The following is a 19080-nucleotide window of genomic DNA, read 5'->3' as shown; positions in this document are numbered from 1 at the left end:
TCGTGTTTCTGCCAGTACAGTTTGCTCCTTTCGAGATCACTTCATCTGCGAGGGGGAGCCTGGCGGCCAGGGCGCTCTCGCCAACAGCGCAACCCACCTGGCGCGATCGGCCTCACTGCGCTCAATTGGGATGCCCGAGCAACCGACTGCTCCGAACGATGTTCAAGCAACATCCAATGGCGAAACCCTCCGGATCCCTCCGGTTCAACAGCAGCGTTGACCAGGTCCCCGTTCGCCACTAAAAATTGCTCACCCCAGGTCCAGGCGTCGGCTTCAAGGACGATTCGCTGGCACAGGACAGGTCAATGGGATGAGGATGGGACGCCTCCCAGAGGACTCCACCATGAGGCGATCAGCACACCGCTTCCAGATGTGGAGCGAGCACGGACCAGAAAACTTGGCCAGCGCGTGTCACACAAGCTCCCTTACCGAGATCTTCCTCCGAGTAGGAGAGATCAATCAGCGGCGAGGTGGTGTGCTCGCTCGCGCAGGAGGGAGCAGCGTGAAAATGCGAACTGATCAGCGAACTGCGAACGCAAGGTGGCCGCGGCACGGATCGGCAGTTGGATACGCCGAGTCAGGAAGTACGAATCGGCGAGCGGAAGGCCATCGCAGTGCCGGCACGCTCGATCTCCGCGCCGACTGGTGAAGGGGAGGCCTGGCGATGACAACCACCACACCTCCGCAGCAAATTGGTGCGCGGTTCGCACGCTCTCCCCGAATCAGTTCCTTGCCGCCGCGGCCGCACACCTGGCTTCGCGACAGTTTCTGCTTGGGTACCACCGCGGTTGGTGCCAGCGCCGCCGCTCCGCTGTTCGGATACAGCGCCCTCGCGATGCCCGCCGCGGCGGGCTTGTCGATCGCTGCCGTCTACGCCGGAGTAGCCGGCAAACGTAAGCAGCTTCGCGATGTCGACGTCGACGAGGTGATCGAAAGGCTGTGCCCGATCGTGGGACTGCCGGAGGCCACCCGGGCGGTGCTGTCGACGTCGAAATGGAGTCGTGGATGGCCGGGACTTCCGGGGAAACTCATCGTGCACTACGACTCGACACAGGCACTGAATGACGAGACGTGGCTCGCTGATATCTGCGGGGTCTTCGAAGATCAAGGGTGGGGTTTCTTCGAACTCGACAAGCACGACCCCGCCCGCCGGCGCCTGATCTTCACGCCTGCTGCCGAGCCGGAACGAGAAGTCTCCGACACCGACCAGGTTGTGCGCGCGAAGCGGATCATCGCCCAGCTGTTGGGCCCGACCGCGACCGTAACCGCGATCGACGTCGCCGCCGAAACCGGCGAAGTGACCTCAATGGAAGTACGTCACGAACTTGGTCCGAAACTGGAATCGGATGGCTACCGGACCCGCGTCGAACGAGGAATGAGTGCGACGTTGCCCGGTCGCTGGCGAGCACGGTGGAACCTTGAAACGGATTGGGTTCGATTCGAGCAACGCACAGCATTCCCGGACAGCGTCTGGTTGCCGGCGCCGGACCTCGATCCCGGTGCCGATCTCTTGGCCAGTTACGACTCGGTGGAAATTCCGTACGGAATCGACGAAGACGGCAACGAGGTTGTGTGGCGGCCGGCGATCGACCCGAACCTGATGCTGATCGGCCCACCCGGAAGCGGTAAGACCGTGACCGCACACAATCTGTTGGTCAACTTCTCGCGACGTGGATGGCCGATCTGGGTCCTCGACGGCAAGTACGTCGAATTCCTGGGATTCCAGGACTGGCCCAACGTACAAGTCGTCGCGACGACCATCGAGCAGCAAGTGGCGTTGGTCCACCGCGCCCGCGATCTCATGGAGTTCCGCTACCAGAAGATCGTTACCGGCGAGGCGACAGAAGCGGACTTCGAACCAGTACTGGTCTTTCTCGACGAATGGGCGGAGTTCCGCGGCAACGTCGAAGATTGGTACTCCAGGGTCAAACCGAAGGGCGGCGCCCGACAGCCACCGGTGCTCAACATGCTTGCGTCGATGGCACGCAAGGCCCGCACCTCGCGAGTGCATCTGGTCTTCGGAACTCAGCGTCCCGACGCGCAGTACTTCCTCGGCGACATGCGTGACAACTTCGCCATGCGTATCTCCATGGGCCGGCTCTCACCACAAGGGGCGCTCATGATGTGGCAATCACCGACGATCGGTACCAGCGTGCCCCGCAAGTGCCGCGGCCGCGGCACCACCGTCACCGACAACTATCAGCCCATCGAGATCCAGTGCTACCGCGTACCCGACCCGCGCAAGACGCGCGCCGGCACCTTCGAGTCCGATCTGCTCGACACCCTCCGACCCTCGATAACACGCCATCCGCGATTGCTGATCGTCCCGCCGGACGAACTTCCGGACATCGACGCCACCGATGACACGTCCGAACCGGCGCCGCTAACGTACTTCGACTACATCGAGGCCGAATGGGTACTGGCCAGCGACCGGCCCGACCTCGATCCGGTACTCAGAAGAGCGAAGATGACCCACGAAACCGATCGGCGTCTCGCGTCACCGACGGCGCTTCTCGGGCTACTCGGGGGCCGCGCCGAGCCCACCAACGAAGCGACGGTAGAGCTCGACGACTACCGCACCCCGACAGCCGCCGGCGCGACCGATGCCGCCTCGTTCCTCGATCAGCTCTCTGCTCCACAACTCGGTGAATCCTCCGCCGCGCGAGGGGAGTCCTCACGCGCTCGACTAGCCCTGGTCAAAGAACGGGCAGCAACCGAACCAGAGATACCGGCGGACGGCGGAGCCGAGGGCTTCGACATACCGGACGATTCACCTGACACCTACGAGGACCAGTACGGGTCGGTCCGCGATGTTCGCGCTGCCGATGTCGCACTCGGAGACCTGTTGCTGATGGAGGACATCGACGAATGGGTCGTCGTAGACACCGATCCCGAACCGGACATCATCGAAGACTCATTGCTGTCACTGACCTGGCGCAGCGACACCGATGAGTACGGCGACCTCGCCTTACCTGACAGTTCCTACGTATCAATCCGCAAACCCATCCAGATATCAGGCTGAAGGGGGTTCAGCGAATATCTCGGCCGACCGACAACTTAGAGCAGCGAACCATTGGTGACACCGGCACAGACGGGGGAGCACGATCGAATGAACCGACCAGTCTTTCCTGTGAAGAAGGTGGAACCGATGGTTGACCTGGCAGTTGGATCGAAGATGGCGGTTCTCGGAAGGTGTGGAGGAGGCCAAGAGGGTGTTCGCCTTCGCTCGGCGGGGCGGCGACCAACCTCGTCCCCTTCCTCCCGTCCACCCCCGCAACGACGACATTAACTGTCCGGCCCCGACGATATTCCGAGCGGCGCACCGCAACGGATTGCCGCATTCAAGTCGATAGCGGCCAGGGAATTACAGGCAGTACTTCGAGGACAGAAGCGAGCGATGCTGCGGGAAATATCTAACACCGGCACGCCCCCAAAGTCAGTGTGACTTCTTGTTCTTCTTCACTCGGTCAACGGTCGGACTGGGGTCGAGAAGCCCTGGTGCTTCCTCGTTGGGAGTAAGGGAAGGTCGTACGATGACCGTAAATCGGGTGACACCCAAACGGACTCGGACAGTGAGGCGTTCGGCTTTACCGACACCGCCGCGGAGCCGAGAGACCGAACACCTAGGGGAGTTCGACTACGACGCCTTCATCTCCTACACCCACCATGATCGGCCTGTTGCTGCTGGTATTCAGAAAGGCTTGCACCGTATCGGTCGGAAATTGGGCCGATTGAATGCTCTACGGGTGTTTCGTGATGCCACGGACGTCACCGCCAGCCCCGACTTGTGGGGCAAGGTCTGTGAGGCGATGGATCGTTCCCGCTACTTGATTGTGGTGCTTTCCCCGGACTCGGTGGCCTCCGTCTGGGTCAACAAGGAGGTCACGTACTGGCTCCAGCAGCGAGGGCCGGATCAGTTGATGTTTGTCGTGGTTGCTGGCCACCTCACGTGGGATGAAACGACTGGCAGGTTTGATCCGGACAAGTCCGATGTTGCTCTCCCCGTGCTGACGCAACCGGGCGCCCTTGCCGCTGAGCCCTTTTACGTCGATGTCACTGAGGATTCGCCGTGGGATCCCCAGACAGCGATCTTCCGCGAGAAGGTAACGGACCTGGCCGCCCCCATCCATGGCAAGCCTAAGTACGAACTGGCGAGCGATGATCTGCGAGAGTTGCGCCGGTACCGCCGTGTGCGGCGCGTCGCGGTCGCTGGTCTCGTTGTACTGACCGTCATCGCTCTTATCGCTGCAGCGGTCGCGATCGTTCAACGACAGTCCGCGATCGATCAGCGGCAAGAGGCAATACACCAGCGCAATCAGGCGATAGCTCTCGCATTGGCGGCCGAGTCGCAGTCCATGCTCGCTGGCATCCGTCCCAGCGATGCCCGCGGGCTGCAACAGGTGCTCGCCGCCCAGGCCCTCGCGCCGAGTTCGAATGAGGGCGCCCTCCTTGATGCTGTGATCGCTCGCCGCTACCTACTCAAGGTTATCGAGCCGGTTGGACGTCCGACGAATGCGGTATTCAGTCCGGATGGGAGGCGCATAGTCTCCGGCAGTAACGACAAGAGCGTGCGCCAGTGGGACATTGCCACCGGCCTGCAGATCGGTTCGGCGATGACCGGACACCAGGGGATTGTGGGCAGCGTGGCGTTCAGTCAGGATGGGAGGCGCATAGTCTCCGGCAGTAACGACAAGAGCGTGCGTCAGTGGGACGTCGCCACCGGGCTACAGATCGGTTCGGCGATGACCGGACACCAGGGTTTGGTGTACGACGTGGCGTTCAGCCCTGATGGGAAGCGCATAGTCTCCAGCGGTGAGGAGTACATCACGGGTCAGGGTCCGTATGACCCAGACACCAAAGACGCCGTGCGTCAGTGGGACGTAGCCACCGGCCGGCAGATCGGCCCGGCGATGCGCTGGGGGGGCGGGAGTGTGGCGTTCAGTCCGGACGGGCAACAAATCGTCGGAGCTGCTGGCCGCACGGTGCGTCAGTGGGACGTTGCCACCGGCAACGCGGTAGCCCTTCCAGTGCCCGGGCGCCAAGGACCAGGTTGGAGCGCGAAACTTAGCCCAGACGGGCAACGCGCCCTCGGAACTGACGACGTAGATACGAGGGACGAACGGTCGGTGCAGCTTTCGAATACGGCGGTGCGGGTGTGGGATACGGCTACCGGTCAGCCTGTTGGTCCACCGATGGTGCATCAGGAGCCAGTAACCAATTTCGCGTTTAGTCCGGATGGGAAGCGCATAGTCTCCGGCAGCCGCGACCGTACCGTGCGGATTTGGGACGCGGCCACCGGCGAGCAGATCGGCCCAGCCATGATTGGGCACGGAGACTCGGTGGGGGGTCTGGCGTTCAGCCCGGGTGGGGAGCGCGTCGTCTCGACGAGTTACAACGACCGCACAGTGCCTGTATGGGATGCAACACCCGAGCCGATGGGTGTACCCATGACCGGGCACCAGGGACCGGTAGATGCTGTTGCATTCAGCCCGGACGGGCGTCGTGTTGTCTCCGGCGGTAGTGACGACACCGTGCGGGTGTGGGATCCGGCCACCGGCCAGCAGATCGGTCCATCGATGACCGGGCAACCGGAATCGGTGACCAGCGTGGCGTTCAGCCCGGATGGTCGCCGTATTGGCTCTGGCAGTTACAAAGGCATGCAGATGTGGGATGCGACCACTGGCCAGCAGATCGGTCCACAGGTGGCCCGCTCTCCCAAAATCGCATTTAGCCCCGATGGGCAAACCTTCGTCTCCGGCGGGGTCGACGGCACGGTTCGAGTGTTGGGCGCGACTACCGGTCAGCAGGTTGGCCCGACGATGACCGGACACGAGAATGAGGTGACCGGTGTGGCGTTCAGTCGGGACGGTCAGCGCATTGTCTCGGGTAGTTATGACGGCACTGTGCGGGTGTGGGACGCGACTACCGGAGCGCAGATCGGCCCGCCGATGGCTGAACACGCTGGCCAGGTGTGGAGCGTGGCGTTCAGCCCAGATGGCCAGCGCGTTGTTTCCGGCAGCCGAGACAACACGGTGCGGGTATCGGACGCCACGACGGGTGAGCAGATCGGTCCGACGATGGTTGGGCATCAGGAGAGGGTGGTAGGGGTGACGTTCACCGCGGACGGTAACCGCATCGTCTCGGGGAGCTGGGACGGAACCGTGCGCGTCTGGGATGCGACCACTAGTCAACCAATCGGCCCACCGATGACCGGACACGCGGGAGCGGTGACGAGCGTCGCGATCACCTCTGATTCTCGCAAAATTGTCTCCGGTGGCGTGGATGGCACCCTTCGGGTCTGGCCCGGCCCCGAGACATGGCCAGAGGAATTGTGCGCCAAGCTCACTTACAACATCAGCCACCAACAATGGGACGACTGGGTCTCGCCAGACGTTGACTATATGGAGGTATGCCCCGGCCTTCCGGTCGCGCCCGATGGTTCTCGTTAAGCAGGAGCGGAAGTCCGCCTCGTGAACCCCTACTCGTGAGCTAATTGTGACGAGACCTTTCGGATCGCGTCGAGAAAGGGAGCGTCTTCGCTCTGCTTTTCCTCGGAGAGTTCGTCAAAAGGGACGATCGCTGGGTGCTCGGGTTTTTGAGTGATCATCCATACGGACCAGGCGTTATGGACGTCTGCGAGCCTGGTGTTTATGCCTTGTCCGAGAGCGAGGATCGCGTACAGCCGGTAGAGGTCGGCGCCGTGTGTGTCCGGCCTGTAGGAAGGATCGAGCGTGTCTTCGATCATCGCGGCTACGCGGTCGATGTAGTTCACGTCCGGGCCGCCAACACGAGTACTGCGAGGTTCATCGCGGCGAAGATGCCTGGAACAACCCGTTCAACAGTTCCGAGTTCGGCGTAACGCGGCCTCCACCTCTCCACGTGGTCCGATTTCAGGGACTTCCACTCGTCCGAGAATATTCGGATTGTCATGTGCTCGCCCTCGATGCTGTTGATGACATCGAACTTTGCCTTGTTGAGCTGCCGGTAGCTGCGGAGTTGGAGCCACCATACGAGTGCGACGACGATCCCGAGTATCGACAGGATCGATGCGCGTCCTTCCCCGAGAGCGGGGCCGTTGTCCGAAACCTGTAGCAGTGCGGGTACACCAAGGATCAAGGTCTCAAGAGAGAGATAGAACTGGTTCGCCAGACCTCGCCGTGCCGATACCCGGTCCGCCATCTCCACTGCGAGCTTGTATACATCGAGAAGCTCTGAGGGAGGGAGACTATCGCTACCGGGCACCGTTGATCAAGGCTTTCAAATTGGGCCATGTCCAGTTGTAGAGCTTGTCGGTCGATAGTGCGGCCGATGGCTTGAGCGAGCCTGTCTGATAGCCGGCGAGGAGGAAGTAAGGTGTTCCTTCCTCACGCGTGATTCTCATCTCGACGTCGATACCCGTGGCGCTGCTGGTATTCCTTCCGCACAACACGATCACCTGATCCGCTCTCCGGATCCGACTCCGAGCATCGTCGCGCCATCCGGGACTTGCTGTCTTGATGGACCAGTCCGCCACCTCGAACGGCGAGTCATCGTGTCGGGCCTGCCCGATTAGTAGATCCTTCAGTCGCGCGTCGTTGTCGTAGTCGAAGCTGACGAACACATCCACTGCCATGCCGCAGTATCCCCTCTTCCATTCATCCGCCGCCCGTACATACGCGTGGCGTCCTGGAGCCTACGAACCTGCGGCCCGGCCTGTCTACGCGGGCGGTCGAGTCGTACGAGTGGTCGCGGTGCAGGGGTCTTCCCTCCGTGTTTTCCCTCCGCCGCTTCCCCCAGTCTTCTTGGGATGAGTGGCACGGGAACTCATGTATCTGGGCATTTCGAAAAAGATGCCTACGTCTGTCACTCAAGGCTGCTCGATCGGATCTTCCTCCTGATAGAAGCCCATTTCAGGAGGAGATTTTTCTATGCACCCGACTCAGCCGCAGCGGTCCGTTCAACCTGTACAGAGTGCCGCAGGCCTTTCTGACCAGGATCAACTTTCTTTGTTGATGGTGGCCCCATTGATTCTGGGCCTCCTTGTCGCGGCTCTTCCAGCGATGTCGACCAAGGCAACTGCGTGGCTGCTCGCTCACGATCTCATCGTTGCGGCCTCGGCATCACCGCTGGTGACTATCCCTGGCACGGAAGGTGCCGGCCTCGACTTCCGCCGGCTGATCATCGTCGCGGCAGTTCTGGTGCTCGCTGCGACTCTGGCTCTCAGCGGAGCGCGGCGCTCGCTCGATCGTCGCCGGCAGCAGCGGTTGCGCCGCGGGGACAGTGCATGAGTACGGGGGTGATTGTTGCCGAGCTATCGAGAAGGAAGCGGTCGATTCCGTGCGCGGAGGAATGCGTCGCGGATTGTGCGTTCTTCCAGGTGCAGAGCCTCAGCGATTGCTGTGGCGTGTCGATCGGACAGGCTTCCTTCGCCCCGCTCGATTCGGCCGATGGTGGTGGTGCTGAGTCCGGTTCGGTTTGCGACGTGTTTCTGCGTCAATCCCGCAAGATTCCGCAGGTCGGCGATGGTCCGACTGTCTTCCGGGACGACGACGAGGCGGTCGAGGGGTATTCCCAGCTTTTCGGCGGCCCGGGCGAGGTGGTCGGGCTGAGGGTGCGTTCGCGAGGTTTCCCAGTTGTGGATGGTGGTCGGGTCGACGCCTATTGCGCGGGAAAGGTCGCCGCGCGTAATTCCGGCAGTAGTGCGCGCGTCTTCGAGGGCCTGGGGCTTGAAGCCGTTCAGGGGCGCTCTCACTGCGATTTTCCGTTCATCGCTGGACATCCTATTGAAGATGTAGATACCATTGTTGTATACCGGGTTTAAATGCCAGTGGTAAATGCGATGCGGTGCAGCGCTGACGATCACTCGCTGAACTCGAACCCGGTGCGCTCGAGTACGAACAGTTCCCACGTACATGCGGCCTGACCAGCCGCTAAACGGAAAAGAGCATCCGATGACGACTACCGTTTCAGCTGCCCCACCCTTGTCTCAGACTTCTGCGCATCGACGCGACGCACGCTCGTCCGTATGCGCCGCTCAGCTAGCTAGACTGAATGCAGCCGGATTCCCCGCCCGGTCTGCTTTGCCCAGTCGCGACGACGGGTGGTTCCAGACATCGCGACAGTCGGGTTTAGGGGGACGTGACGGGCAGGCTTGGACACCTGCCCGTCACGTCGATACATCTGTCGACACGGTCGATGTGCGCTACCACATCAATGCCCTGATGTGCGCTGGCATGACGACCGCTCTGATCGCTGACCTGGCCTCTGTGCCGGTCGCGATAGTCCGGTCGCTGAGGAGCACTTCGACTCGCACGACCACCTCCGCCATCGCGGACGCGATCCTCTCGATCACTTTTCACCCGAGCAGTGGGCGTGATCTGACCCCAGCAGTGGGGGCTCGCCGCCGACTGCGCGCACTCAACGCCATGGGCTACGGCGATCCGAGCCTCGCTCACCGGTTGAACGTCGAGGTCGACGTCGTCACCTCGATGCCGGAAAAAGGTCTCATCCCGAGCGAGCTGTGGGAAGCGGTCGACGAGATCTACGACGAGCTTTCCATGCGCCCCGGACCTGACGCCGACCTCCGTGAACAAGCACGCGCAGAAGGACTGGTGCCGCCTCTCGGATGGGACGACGACGAGATCGACAATCCTAAGGCGCGTAGTCACCAGCGCGAGCGGGCCACGGGAGCGGTCGCGGCCGACGAGGTCGTCATCGTTCGTCGCCTGAGCGGCGAACAAGTCCCCATGCGCAACTGCGAACGACGAGAAATCATTCGGATGGCCTACGAGCAGCGCTGGTCACCGAGCCTCCTCGCGGACAAGCTCGCCATCAAGTACGACTCGGCCGTGACGGAGCTGAGCCGGTACCGCCGAGCTCTCGTCCAGACGGACGTCGCCGGTTCCGATTCCACGGCGGAGACGTCGACCCCGACCGACGCGCCTACGGGGGAGCGTGGAACGGGCGAGACTGCCGCAGTCGCTGCCGCGGCCGATCTGACAGACGCACCCGATTCTGACTCTCCGCGAGAAGCAGCAGCTACGTCGGATGCCGCCGAGTCACAGTCACCCGCCGGCTCCAGGGTGAACGCGCCTGCGCGGGCTTCCGCCAACCGAGTGAGTGCGATCAGGCGCCGCTGGACCGGCGCCTTCACGGCAAGCACACAGTTCCACGAGGCAACGATCGACTGTGCTCGTTCAGCGCCGGAAGGTGGGGTGCCAGGGAGCTGGCCGATAGCCCGGCGCTCGAAGCTATGGCGGCCGGCCTGCCGGTCGGGTTCAACGAGAGCTGAGGTGCCGAGCAGAATTGGCCTGACTCAGATGAGCGATGGCGGCTGTCGTCGGGGTCGCACCCCTTCGCGTCAACGATGGCATCGCCTCGCCGAACAGGCATCGGCACCCCGACCCGGTCGACCAGGCAGGCCTTGTTCCAGTTCGCTGATACCTGTTGACGCCGGCGATCGTGTGAGGCATTGCTGTGCACCCCAGATCACGACCTTTTTGAAGGAGACCAGACCCGATGGCCCTCATAGAAATCCCCGAGGACTTCCACACGGCGTTCATTGCGGCCGCCCACGACGCGAACGATCACAACGACCTTGACCTCGCCGTTGACGAGGACCGCACATACATCGCCCTCAGCAACCTCTGCCCTGGATTCGTCCCGGCTCTTCGGCTCATCACCCGCGGTGAGCATGAAGCCACGGTCGAAATCTGGGCCATCGTCGACCACCAACGAGACGACGGCAGCTGGGAGCGCACCGAGGGGGTCGATGCCACCACTGCGGTCGACCTCGCCGATCCAACCGACGCTGCCAAGCGCGCCGTCGAGTGCTGGTTGACAACGCTCTGACCTCGGTCGTGCACGCTCCGCAGTGCGGCGTTTGGCAATTACCACAACAAGTTTCAACCCTGCGCTTGACCCTCACGTCCCTTTCGGGACACGGAGACGGGAAACGGATCATGCGTGAGTCATTTTCTTCCGCTCTCAACGAGATCTCGGTCGTCGATGCAGTGATGCAGCTGGCGTCCGGAACCGTTGAACTCGCGCTCGACGACGCGCCGGAGTTCGCTCGCTGGTGCTGGTTCGCCGACGTGCTCGACTCAGACTGGGGCTTGACCGGCAGGCTCCCGGCCGCCGGCGACGATGTACTCCACGAACTCAAGCGCGTCGCCGGTATGTGCCGAACATCGGAAACGAAGGCGCTCAGCCCCGACGCGTGGCGCGCGGCGTACGAGGCCACGGAGAGATTGGCCCACGGCTCGGCCGTAACCAGTTCAGAGGCCGCCTATCTGGCACTTTCGGCGGCGAACGACATCGCACTCGAATGCCTCGACGAAACGCACCCCGAGTTCACAGTCGCGATAGCACTGGCATTCGAGGCCCTCGCCGCCTGTGCAGGGGACTCCGCGGTAGCGCGATGCTGGATCGCCCGCGCTCAATGGACGAACCGAACGCACCCAGTCGCGGGCGGCCCCCGAACAGAGAAGCCCCACCGATCACGGATACTCGACAGAACGCGTCGATAGTCTCCGCAGGTTGTGGCGAGAGGGTCTTGTTGAGAGTGAGCGGCAACCTCTGAAAGGGGCACTGGCAACAGCGCTCCTTGAGGATCGCCTGGACCAGGGATAGTCACCTCACCCTAGGATCGGCTACGTGCCGACAGTGACAACGCCCGACGCCGACATTTTTTACACCGACAGTGGGGGAGAGGGGCCTGTACTTCTACTCGGGCACGGGTTCTTCATGGACTCATCCATGTTCGCGCCCCAGGTGCGCGATCTATCCCCGGACCTCCGGGTTGTGACCTGGGATGCGCGCCGCCACGGAAAGACCACCGATGCGGGTATGCCGTTCACATACTGGGACCTCGCACGTGACGCCCTCGCCGTCCTCGACGACCTCGGCGTCGAGAAGGCAATCATCGGGGGCATGTCCCAGGGCGGCTATACCGCGCTGCGCACAGCACTCCTCGCACCGGAGCGTACGACGGCTCTGATCTTGCTCGACACGGAAGCCTCAGCCTGTACTCCTGAGCAGAAGTCCGGATACCGCGTCCTGTTCGATCAGTGGTGCAGCACAGAGCCACTCGAACCGCTCACCAGCGCACTTGCCCCCCAACTGATCGGTGGAGAACCTGCGGATTGGACGTCGTGGATCAGCAAATGGAACAGCAGCGATCGCATGGCTGTCCGGCCAGCCGCGGAGTGCCTTATAGAACGCGACGACGTCGTGGACCGACTCTCCGACATTGACGTTCCGGCGTTGATCATCCGTGGGGAAAATGACCTGTCAGCGCCCGCAGAGAAGGCGGACGAGCTCAAAGCAGGTCTTCCCGGTGCTGCGCCAGTTGTCACGATCCCGGTGGCCGGCCATGCCGCAAACTGGACACACCCCGAGCCGGTCAACGCGGCGATCGCTGCGTTCGTCAAGGCGCTCCGCTAGTTCAGGAGGCGGGGAGGCGCACTCCGAGGTACATCTGCAGCGGATACTTGCCCCGCATCTCCGTGTGGACCTGTACGTGCACGCTGTAATGCTCACCACTCTCGGCGTCGCGGAGGTGCATGAACGGCTGGTGCCGGCCGAACCGAACTTCTTCGCGTGACCACAATTGGCGGAAGAGAGGGAACGCGCTCAACTCTTCGAGGGTTTCCACCGCCCAGTCGGGGTTGTAGTAGCGACCCATCAACGCTCGGAACCAGCTGACGGTCAAGGCGGCTTCCGCCTCCCACTCCACCATGACCTTCATTGATGCCGGAGTCGAGAAGAACCAGCGCAACACGTTTCCCTCGTCGACCAGTCCAGGGAACGCCTTGTCGTACGCCGAGTTACAGTCGATGACATTCCAGCGTTCGTCGAGGTACGCCACCAGGTGTGGGTTCAGCGCCGCGATGGCGGTCTTCATGTCCGGTGTAATCAGTGTCCGATAGTCGGCGATCGTCCAGGGTGTCGTGGTGTCCTCACGCTCAGTCTGTGTTCGCCGTGCCAGATTGAAAAGGTGCCGACGTTCTGCATCATCGAGACAGAGTGCGTTGGCGGTGGCGTCGAGAACCTGTGGAGAAGGACTCGCGTCCTTAACGTTTCCTTCCAGCCGCGCGATGTAGCTGACACTCAAATAGATCTTTTCGCCCAGTTGGGCCCGAGTCATACCATCCGGGTGCTTCGGCGTTGCCCTGGTGCGTCGAGCACGAATGAAATCACCGAGACTCGGCGGACTGATCGAGTCCATTTGCTTGGCCTTTCCGATAGCGAATGCAGCGGCAATACCCTACTCCCGGGGAATGTCAAGCCTTGTAGGTAACACTCTTGAGTGTTACCCCCCTGCTGGACAACGCAGTTCTTGACCTGATGGAATGTTTTCCCAGAAGACTCACAGCTGCGTGGCAGGCAGACAAGTGCGGGTCGACAGTCGCGCCGAGGGGGAGGGCCCAGGCGGGTTGCGGAGGGGAAAGCGTTTATGCCACGTGCAGCACAATGGGGTTCACGTGTGCGATCGACGGGGACGGTGCTCGGCGTTCGGCTACTCGTGCTCGACGTGGCACGGCACGGATCGCTAGTCGTGCTGAGGCGATGGTCGGCCCAAGCAGAGACTCCCAAAACGGGCCGCGGGAATGTTTACACGGACCATTTCGAACCCGACTGTCTATACGGGGCAGTAGAAGTAGTCGGTCAACGGCATGCCGCACAGTTTGCCCAACGCCGGATTGTTGAAACCGTCGCTTCCGGCACCCGAGGTCGGGATATCGCTGGACGCACAGGTTTTCATGTACATACCGGCGAAAACGTAACGGCGTGCACTACCGCCATAGCGAGCAACACGGTCGCCGCCCCACCGAAATCCGCCACGCAACGCAGCTGGTTCACGCGCCCAGCGGCGCCCTCACACGCACCGGACCAGTCGCACCGGATGGCGTCACCAGTCCGTCGGAGCTTTGCAGGTGACGTGGTCGCAGCGAACTTGTCCAGGTCGCTCTCTACTGTTCGCCGTACGAAAGTGTCCGATATGTCCACACGTCCACTGTGAAGGACCACCACATGGCATCCCTGCTGACCAAGAAAATCGACAAGCTCCGCTCGTCCGGGGATGACCTGCCCCCGGCGCACAACGGCGCAGATCAGGACGACCCACCCGATCTGAATACCCGCGCGCGCGTCCGTCGACGCCCCATTTACCTGGCGATCGGTGTCGCACTCGTCGTGGTGGCAGTGATCGGCATGCTCACCGCGGTCAACGCGATGCGCGCAACCACCGATGTGCTCGTCCTGACGAACGAGGTGCAGCAAGGCGAGACCATCGAGTCCAAGGACTTGGCCGCCAAATCGGTCAACGTCGATGCCGATCTCGGTGCGCTGCCCGCCAGCGAACGCGGCCGCGTCGTAGGAATGAGTGCCAGCACCCGGTTGCCGGCCGGCACCGTCCTGCTCCCGTCCGCGATCACCGATCAGGTTGTTCCCGGGGAAGGCCTCACGATGGTCGGCATCACGGTGAGCTACAGCCACCTCCCCTCCGAGCAGATCGTCCCCGGTGACATGGTCCGTGTCGTGGACACACCACGCGACCAGGACGACCCGCCCGTACAGGGCCCGATCAACACGAAGGCGCAGGTGTACTCCACCAAGGAGATCCCCGAAGCCGGCGAGACAACGCTCAACCTGCTCGTGCCCGAGGCAGAGGCCAACTGGGTCGCCGCCCGCGGCGCAACCAAGCGTGTCGCGATCGTCCTCGACAACCGAGTGCGGTGATCGGCGATGTTTCTCGCACTGACATCCGCCTCACGCTCACCCGGTGTGAGCACCACGGCGCTCGCGCTGGCCCTGAACTCACCGACCGACCGGACTCTGCTCGTCGAAGCGGATGCCATCGGGTCCTCGCCGGTCCTGGCCGGATACATGCTCGGTAACCACTATCACGATCGTTCCTTGATCAATCTCGTCGACGCGAATCGTCATGGGCGCCTCAAGGCTGCTCTGACCGAGCAACTCATCCAGATCCCGGAATCGTCGGTGTCATTGCTCCCGGGGCTGGTCCACTCCGCCCAGACAGATGCGATGCGGCCCGTGTGGGGACCGTTGGGTGTCCACCTGGCCGGATTGAGCGTCGACGACACCAACGTGATCGTCGACGCCGGCCGGATCGGGCAACGAGGCGCTCCGGTCGAATTGATCGTCAACGCGACAACGATCGCAATCGTCACCCGCACTGAGCGAACGGCAATCGCAGCGTTACGCGCCTCGCAGAACGCCCTGCGACAGCAGCTCTCCGCGGTGCAATCACGGGCAAGTCTGGGGTTGATCCTGATCGGTGATTCCCCCTATAACGCAGAGGAAGTCACGAAAGTCACCGGCCTTGACGTGATCGCAGTGCTGCCCGACTCCGATGACGCCAAGGTCTTCTCGGACGGGTTGTCCATCAGCAAATGGCGCCGTCGCCGTTCGATCTACCTGCACACCCTCCACCGCAGTACCTGGCCGAAGATCACCAAATTCGCGGTGAGCCATCAGGCGGACTGGAAGTCCGGTCCCGCGCTCAATGCTGCGCTGCCGACACTGACAGGAGAACGTCGATGAACTCCGACGACGCGACTCAGCCTCCGCAGAACAAGATCACGGAACTTCCCTTCTTCTCAGCCCCGATCCCGGACGCCGACCTCGCAGGCGGGGGCCGCAGTTCGGTATCGGAAATCACGCTCCCCGACACTGATCCGTTTCGATCGCTTCACCTACACGAACTGCCACCGGCCAGCACCAATGGGCACAGCGGCACTGCGCGACGGTCCGTGCCGCCCGCCGCGAAGGTCAAGGTCGATCGCGCCCTGGTCCGCGCTCTGCAGAAAGAAGCTGCGGAACTGTTGCGTGACTACCGGTCAGCGCGTGACCGCGAGCGCCACGACCCGAAGAACGCCGGCAAATACTTCGCCCCGTTCACCGAGGAGGAAGAACGCGAGTTCGGCCGTGAGACGATCACCGGCCTGGTCAAGAACCACGTCCAGAAGACCATCAACTCCGGCGGCGAAGCCTTCACACTCGTCGAAGAAGAAGCCCTGATCAAGGCCATCTTCGACGCGCAGTTCAACCTGGGCCCGCTGCAGGAACTCGTCGAAGAGCCGCACGTCACCGACATCTTCCTCAACGGCGCGGCCGTCTACGTCAAGTTCCCCGACGGACACTATGAACACCGCGACCCAGTCGTCGACACCCCCGAGGAACTCCTCGAGTGGATGGGACTGCTGGCCTCACGCGCCGACAACGGCGGCCGGCCATTCTCCCGGCTCAATCCGTCACTGCGTCTGACAATGCGCGGAGGCCACCGACTGTCGGTCATGGGCTACTCGGTCAAACGGCCCTCGGTGGCAATTCGCATCCACCGCCTCAAGAACATCGCCCTCGATCAGCTCGCCGTCGAACATCGGATGATGCCGATCGAGCTCGCGACCATCCTCTCGTGCGCGGTCCGTGGCGGTGCCTCGGTGGTCACCGGCGGCGGAATGGGCTTCGGAAAAACGACCTTCACGCGTGCACTGGCCAATGCGCTTCCTCTGCAGACGCGAATCGGAATCGCGGAAACCGAACGGGAACTCTTCATCGACGAACTGCCAGGCCGCGAGGATTTCGTGGTCGACGCCGAGACAATCCTGGGCGGCGGAGAACGCGGTGCAGACGGCGAGCTCGCCGGCAGCTACACCCTCTCGGACATCCTGTACGAGTTCGTGCGACAGCAGCTCGACTACATGATCGTCGGTGAGGTCGCCGGTCACGAGATCCTCGCTCTTCTCAAGGCACTGCAGACGGCCAGAGGAGGGCTATCCACGACGCACGCTTACACCGCTCGCGGTGTAGTCGACCGTCTGGTGAACCTGGCGACCGAACCCCCGATGAACGCGACGGTGGACTACGTCGAACGCCAGCTCGCAGAGCACATCGACCTGATCGTCCAACTCGGCACGAAGGTCCGCGTCGATGGCGAAGGGTCGCGCACCTCGGTCCGCTACGTCGACGAAGTCGTCTACGTCGAGCCCGGCGACGACAAGAAGCCGTCCTTCTCCACGATCTACCGGGGATACTCGGACGGCACAGGAGAATTCGGATCCATTCCACAACCTCTGCTCCGCAAGCTGCTCGCCGGCGGATTCAAGCGAATCCACCTCCCCAGCGACAGCCTTCGCCACTTCGACGAAGAACGCGACCTCTACGACGATGAAGAGGTGGCGTGATGTATCAGCAAATCGGCATCTTCCTGGTACTGCTGCTGTGCGCCGGGGTCGCCTGCATCGTCATGGGATGGAAAGACCGCCGCGATCCCACCACGCCCACGCGTCAGCGCCGGCGCCGCAGCTCGTCGAAAATCCCGCGTAGCACCCAGATCCTGCTCGTCGTGGGCTTCGCCGCCGGCATCGTCGTGTCGTCCCTCTCGGGTTGGCTCTTCACCCTCTTTCTGGTCCCGGCGCTGCTGGTCGGCTTGCCGTACCTGCTCGGCCGTCCCGAAGCAGAACAGCAGATCAGTCGGCTGGCGGCCATGGATGAGTGGGCCCGCAACCTGTCCAGCAGCATGAAGGCTGGTTCGGGAATCGAGCACACCATCATCTCCACTCCGATCCCGGAGGCGCTGCGGGAGGAGATCACGGCGTTCATCAGCCGCCTGCGCAACAACGTCCCTCCGGCGGATGCGATCACACGTTTCGCTTCGGACCTCAACGACAGTGTCGGCGACAAGATCTGCGGCGCCTTGCTACTGAGCATGCAACTGCGGGGCGTTGGACTTGCAGCCGTGCTCGAAGGCCTCGCCGAAGACGTCGGTGACATGGTCGCGCGCCGACGCCGCACCGAGGCCGACCGAAAATCCAGCCGTACACAGGCGAAATGGGTCACCATCATCGCGATCACAACACTCGCGGCAGCGTTCCTGTTCACCAACTTCATGGAACCGTACAAGTCGGGCGGAATGCAGATCGTGCTACTGATCCTGCTGACCCTGTTCGCGGCCGACCTGTACTGGATGAAGCAGGCCACCAAACCGCCGACCTACCCCCGCTTTATCGGCACCAATGATCGCGTCAACCGCACCGACCTCGTAGGAGCGCAGCGATGAGCATTCAGATGACGGTCATCCTCTACACGAGCGTCGGAACAATCGGCATCTACCTGGTCGCCCTCTACTTCATGCGCGCACAACCCGCACTCAGCGATGCCATGTCGCGCCTGTCCGGACCGGCCCCGGAGCGCACGTCGACAGCCGGAACCTCCCTGATCGACGGGATGGCGAACAAACTCGGCATCCGGGTCCACCCCTACCTGCAGGACAGCAAATTCTTCACGCTCCCCAACGCCGATCTCGCCCTGCTGCACCGAGATCCCGCCCACGTACTCGGGGAAAAGCTCGTCGCAGCACTGCTCGGACTGCTCATCTTCCCCTTCCTCAACCTCGTCCTGACTGCATTCGGGGTCGGCCTGGGATGGTCCATCCCGGCCATCCTGTCGATTGCGACCGCCTTCCTGCTCTTCCTCATCCCCGACATCGAGATCCGACGCCGGGCAACCGCGGCACGAGCCGAGTTCGCGCAGGCACTGAGCTCCTACATCGATCTCGTCGCGCTGTGCCGACGCGGTGGAATCGGCACCACCCAGAGCCTCGAGCGCGCTGCGCAGGTGGGAGATTCATGGGTGTTCCTGCGCCTCGACGAGGAACTGTACGAAGCCGGGCGCTCCGGCGAAGCCCCGTGGAATGCCCTGACACGCGTCTCCCATGAGCTCGGCCTGACCGAGCTGGGCGACCTGGCCGACATCATGAACATGACCGGAGACAAAGGCGCATCCGTCTACGCATCACTGCGGGCAAAGGCCGCGGGCCTGCGATCCGCTCAGGCCAGCGCAGAACAGGGTGCGGCAGCGGAGGCCACCGAAAAGCTGGCTATGCCGCTGGCCGGACTCGCCGGCTTGTTCATCATGCTGCTGCTCATCCCGGCACTGACCATCATCACCGGCTAATCCGATTCGACGCTGCGCCTCCCGCGCCGCGAAAGGAGCGAGACGCCCAGACCGCCGAGCCTGGCCGGCCACGATCATCCAGTCCAGCTCACCTGCTACACATCGACCAAACACAAGGAG

The 19080-nt window shown here is 62.7% G+C and carries 17 protein-coding genes; 11 read left to right on the top strand and 6 right to left on the bottom strand.

The window, feature by feature from the left end; all coding sequences use genetic code 11:
- The first annotated feature begins 664 nt into the window (after positions 1-664).
- Both ACH49N_RS31625 and ACH49N_RS31620 read left to right on the top strand, forming a co-directional pair.
- Positions 665-3022, top strand: coding sequence for an FtsK/SpoIIIE domain-containing protein (locus ACH49N_RS31625; protein ID WP_397504829.1), 2358 nt, complete (start codon positions 665-667; stop codon positions 3020-3022).
- 550 nt (positions 3023-3572) lie between these two features.
- On the top strand, positions 3573-6449 hold the full coding sequence (locus ACH49N_RS31620) for a TIR domain-containing protein (RefSeq protein ID WP_317840518.1): 2877 nt from the start codon (positions 3573-3575) through the stop codon (positions 6447-6449).
- A 29-nt stretch (positions 6450-6478) separates the two neighbouring features.
- On the opposite strand, the gene ACH49N_RS31615 is transcribed toward ACH49N_RS31620, so the two are convergent.
- From ACH49N_RS31615 to ACH49N_RS31605, 3 genes are read right to left on the bottom strand one after another with little or no spacing between them, the layout of a single operon-like run.
- Positions 6479-6772, bottom strand: a complete 294-nt coding sequence (locus tag ACH49N_RS31615; RefSeq protein ID WP_317840517.1) for a hypothetical protein — start codon at positions 6770-6772, stop codon at positions 6479-6481.
- Positions 6769-7242, bottom strand: a complete 474-nt coding sequence (locus tag ACH49N_RS31610; protein ID WP_317840516.1) for a hypothetical protein — start codon at positions 7240-7242, stop codon at positions 6769-6771. Before ACH49N_RS31610 ends, ACH49N_RS31615 begins: the two co-directional genes overlap by 4 nt.
- The gene (locus tag ACH49N_RS31605; protein WP_397504828.1) at positions 7232-7606 is read right to left on the bottom strand and encodes a TIR domain-containing protein; all 375 of its coding nucleotides are present in this window, start codon (positions 7604-7606) and stop codon (positions 7232-7234) included. Before ACH49N_RS31605 ends, ACH49N_RS31610 begins: the two co-directional genes overlap by 11 nt.
- Before the next feature lie 385 nt (positions 7607-7991).
- On the opposite strand from ACH49N_RS31605, the gene ACH49N_RS31600 reads away from it, so the two are divergent.
- Positions 7992-8267 (top strand): hypothetical protein, encoded by a 276-nt coding sequence (locus ACH49N_RS31600; protein ID WP_317840515.1) that lies wholly within the window; start codon positions 7992-7994, stop codon positions 8265-8267.
- Positions 8268-8290: 23 nt separating this feature from the next.
- On the opposite strand, the gene ACH49N_RS31595 is transcribed toward ACH49N_RS31600, so the two are convergent.
- Positions 8291-8758, bottom strand: coding sequence for a helix-turn-helix transcriptional regulator (locus ACH49N_RS31595; protein ID WP_317840514.1), 468 nt, complete (start codon positions 8756-8758; stop codon positions 8291-8293).
- A gap of 1739 nt (positions 8759-10497) precedes the next feature.
- Here ACH49N_RS31595 and ACH49N_RS31590 point away from each other — a divergent pair.
- From ACH49N_RS31590 to ACH49N_RS31580, 3 genes are all read left to right on the top strand, one after another.
- Positions 10498-10830, top strand: a complete 333-nt coding sequence (locus tag ACH49N_RS31590) for a hypothetical protein (protein WP_317840513.1) — start codon at positions 10498-10500, stop codon at positions 10828-10830.
- Positions 10831-10940: 110 nt separating this feature from the next.
- Entirely contained in the window at positions 10941-11507 is a 567-nt protein-coding gene (locus ACH49N_RS31585) for a hypothetical protein (RefSeq protein WP_317840512.1), read from the top strand.
- 127 nt (positions 11508-11634) lie between these two features.
- Positions 11635-12423 (top strand): alpha/beta hydrolase, encoded by a 789-nt coding sequence (locus tag ACH49N_RS31580; protein WP_317840511.1) that lies wholly within the window; start codon positions 11635-11637, stop codon positions 12421-12423.
- A 1-nt stretch (position 12424) separates the two neighbouring features.
- Here ACH49N_RS31580 and ACH49N_RS31575 read toward each other — a convergent pair whose 3' ends face one another.
- Complete coding sequence (locus tag ACH49N_RS31575; protein ID WP_317840510.1) at positions 12425-13207, bottom strand: helix-turn-helix transcriptional regulator; 783 nt, start codon at positions 13205-13207, stop codon at positions 12425-12427.
- Between the two features lie 414 nt (positions 13208-13621).
- Entirely contained in the window at positions 13622-13750 is a 129-nt protein-coding gene (locus ACH49N_RS31570) for a hypothetical protein (protein WP_358276621.1), read from the bottom strand.
- A gap of 263 nt (positions 13751-14013) precedes the next feature.
- Here ACH49N_RS31570 and ACH49N_RS31565 point away from each other — a divergent pair, with 263 nt between their 5' ends.
- From ACH49N_RS31565 to ACH49N_RS31545, 5 genes are read left to right on the top strand one after another with little or no spacing between them, the layout of a single operon-like run.
- Positions 14014-14721, top strand: coding sequence for an SAF domain-containing protein (locus ACH49N_RS31565; RefSeq protein WP_317840509.1), 708 nt, complete (start codon positions 14014-14016; stop codon positions 14719-14721).
- 45 nt (positions 14722-14766) lie between these two features.
- The gene (locus ACH49N_RS31560; RefSeq protein WP_317840508.1) at positions 14767-15546 is read left to right on the top strand and encodes a hypothetical protein; all 780 of its coding nucleotides are present in this window, start codon (positions 14767-14769) and stop codon (positions 15544-15546) included.
- Entirely contained in the window at positions 15543-17189 is a 1647-nt protein-coding gene (locus ACH49N_RS31555) for a CpaF/VirB11 family protein (RefSeq protein ID WP_317840507.1), read from the top strand. Before ACH49N_RS31560 ends, ACH49N_RS31555 begins: the two co-directional genes overlap by 4 nt.
- Positions 17189-18064: a type II secretion system F family protein gene (locus ACH49N_RS31550; RefSeq protein ID WP_317840506.1), complete on the top strand. Its 876-nt coding sequence runs from the start codon at positions 17189-17191 to the stop codon at positions 18062-18064. Before ACH49N_RS31555 ends, ACH49N_RS31550 begins: the two co-directional genes overlap by 1 nt.
- Positions 18061-18960: a type II secretion system F family protein gene (locus tag ACH49N_RS31545; protein WP_007299973.1), complete on the top strand. Its 900-nt coding sequence runs from the start codon at positions 18061-18063 to the stop codon at positions 18958-18960. Before ACH49N_RS31550 ends, ACH49N_RS31545 begins: the two co-directional genes overlap by 4 nt.
- The last annotated feature ends 120 nt before the right edge of the window (positions 18961-19080 follow it).

The organism is Rhodococcus sp. NPDC019647 (assembly GCF_044389235.1).
Classification (GTDB): domain Bacteria; phylum Actinomycetota; class Actinomycetes; order Mycobacteriales; family Mycobacteriaceae; genus Rhodococcus_F; species Rhodococcus_F oxybenzonivorans.
The sequence above is the reverse complement of the archived record's forward strand: the minus strand, read 5'-3'. Positions and strand labels throughout refer to the sequence as shown.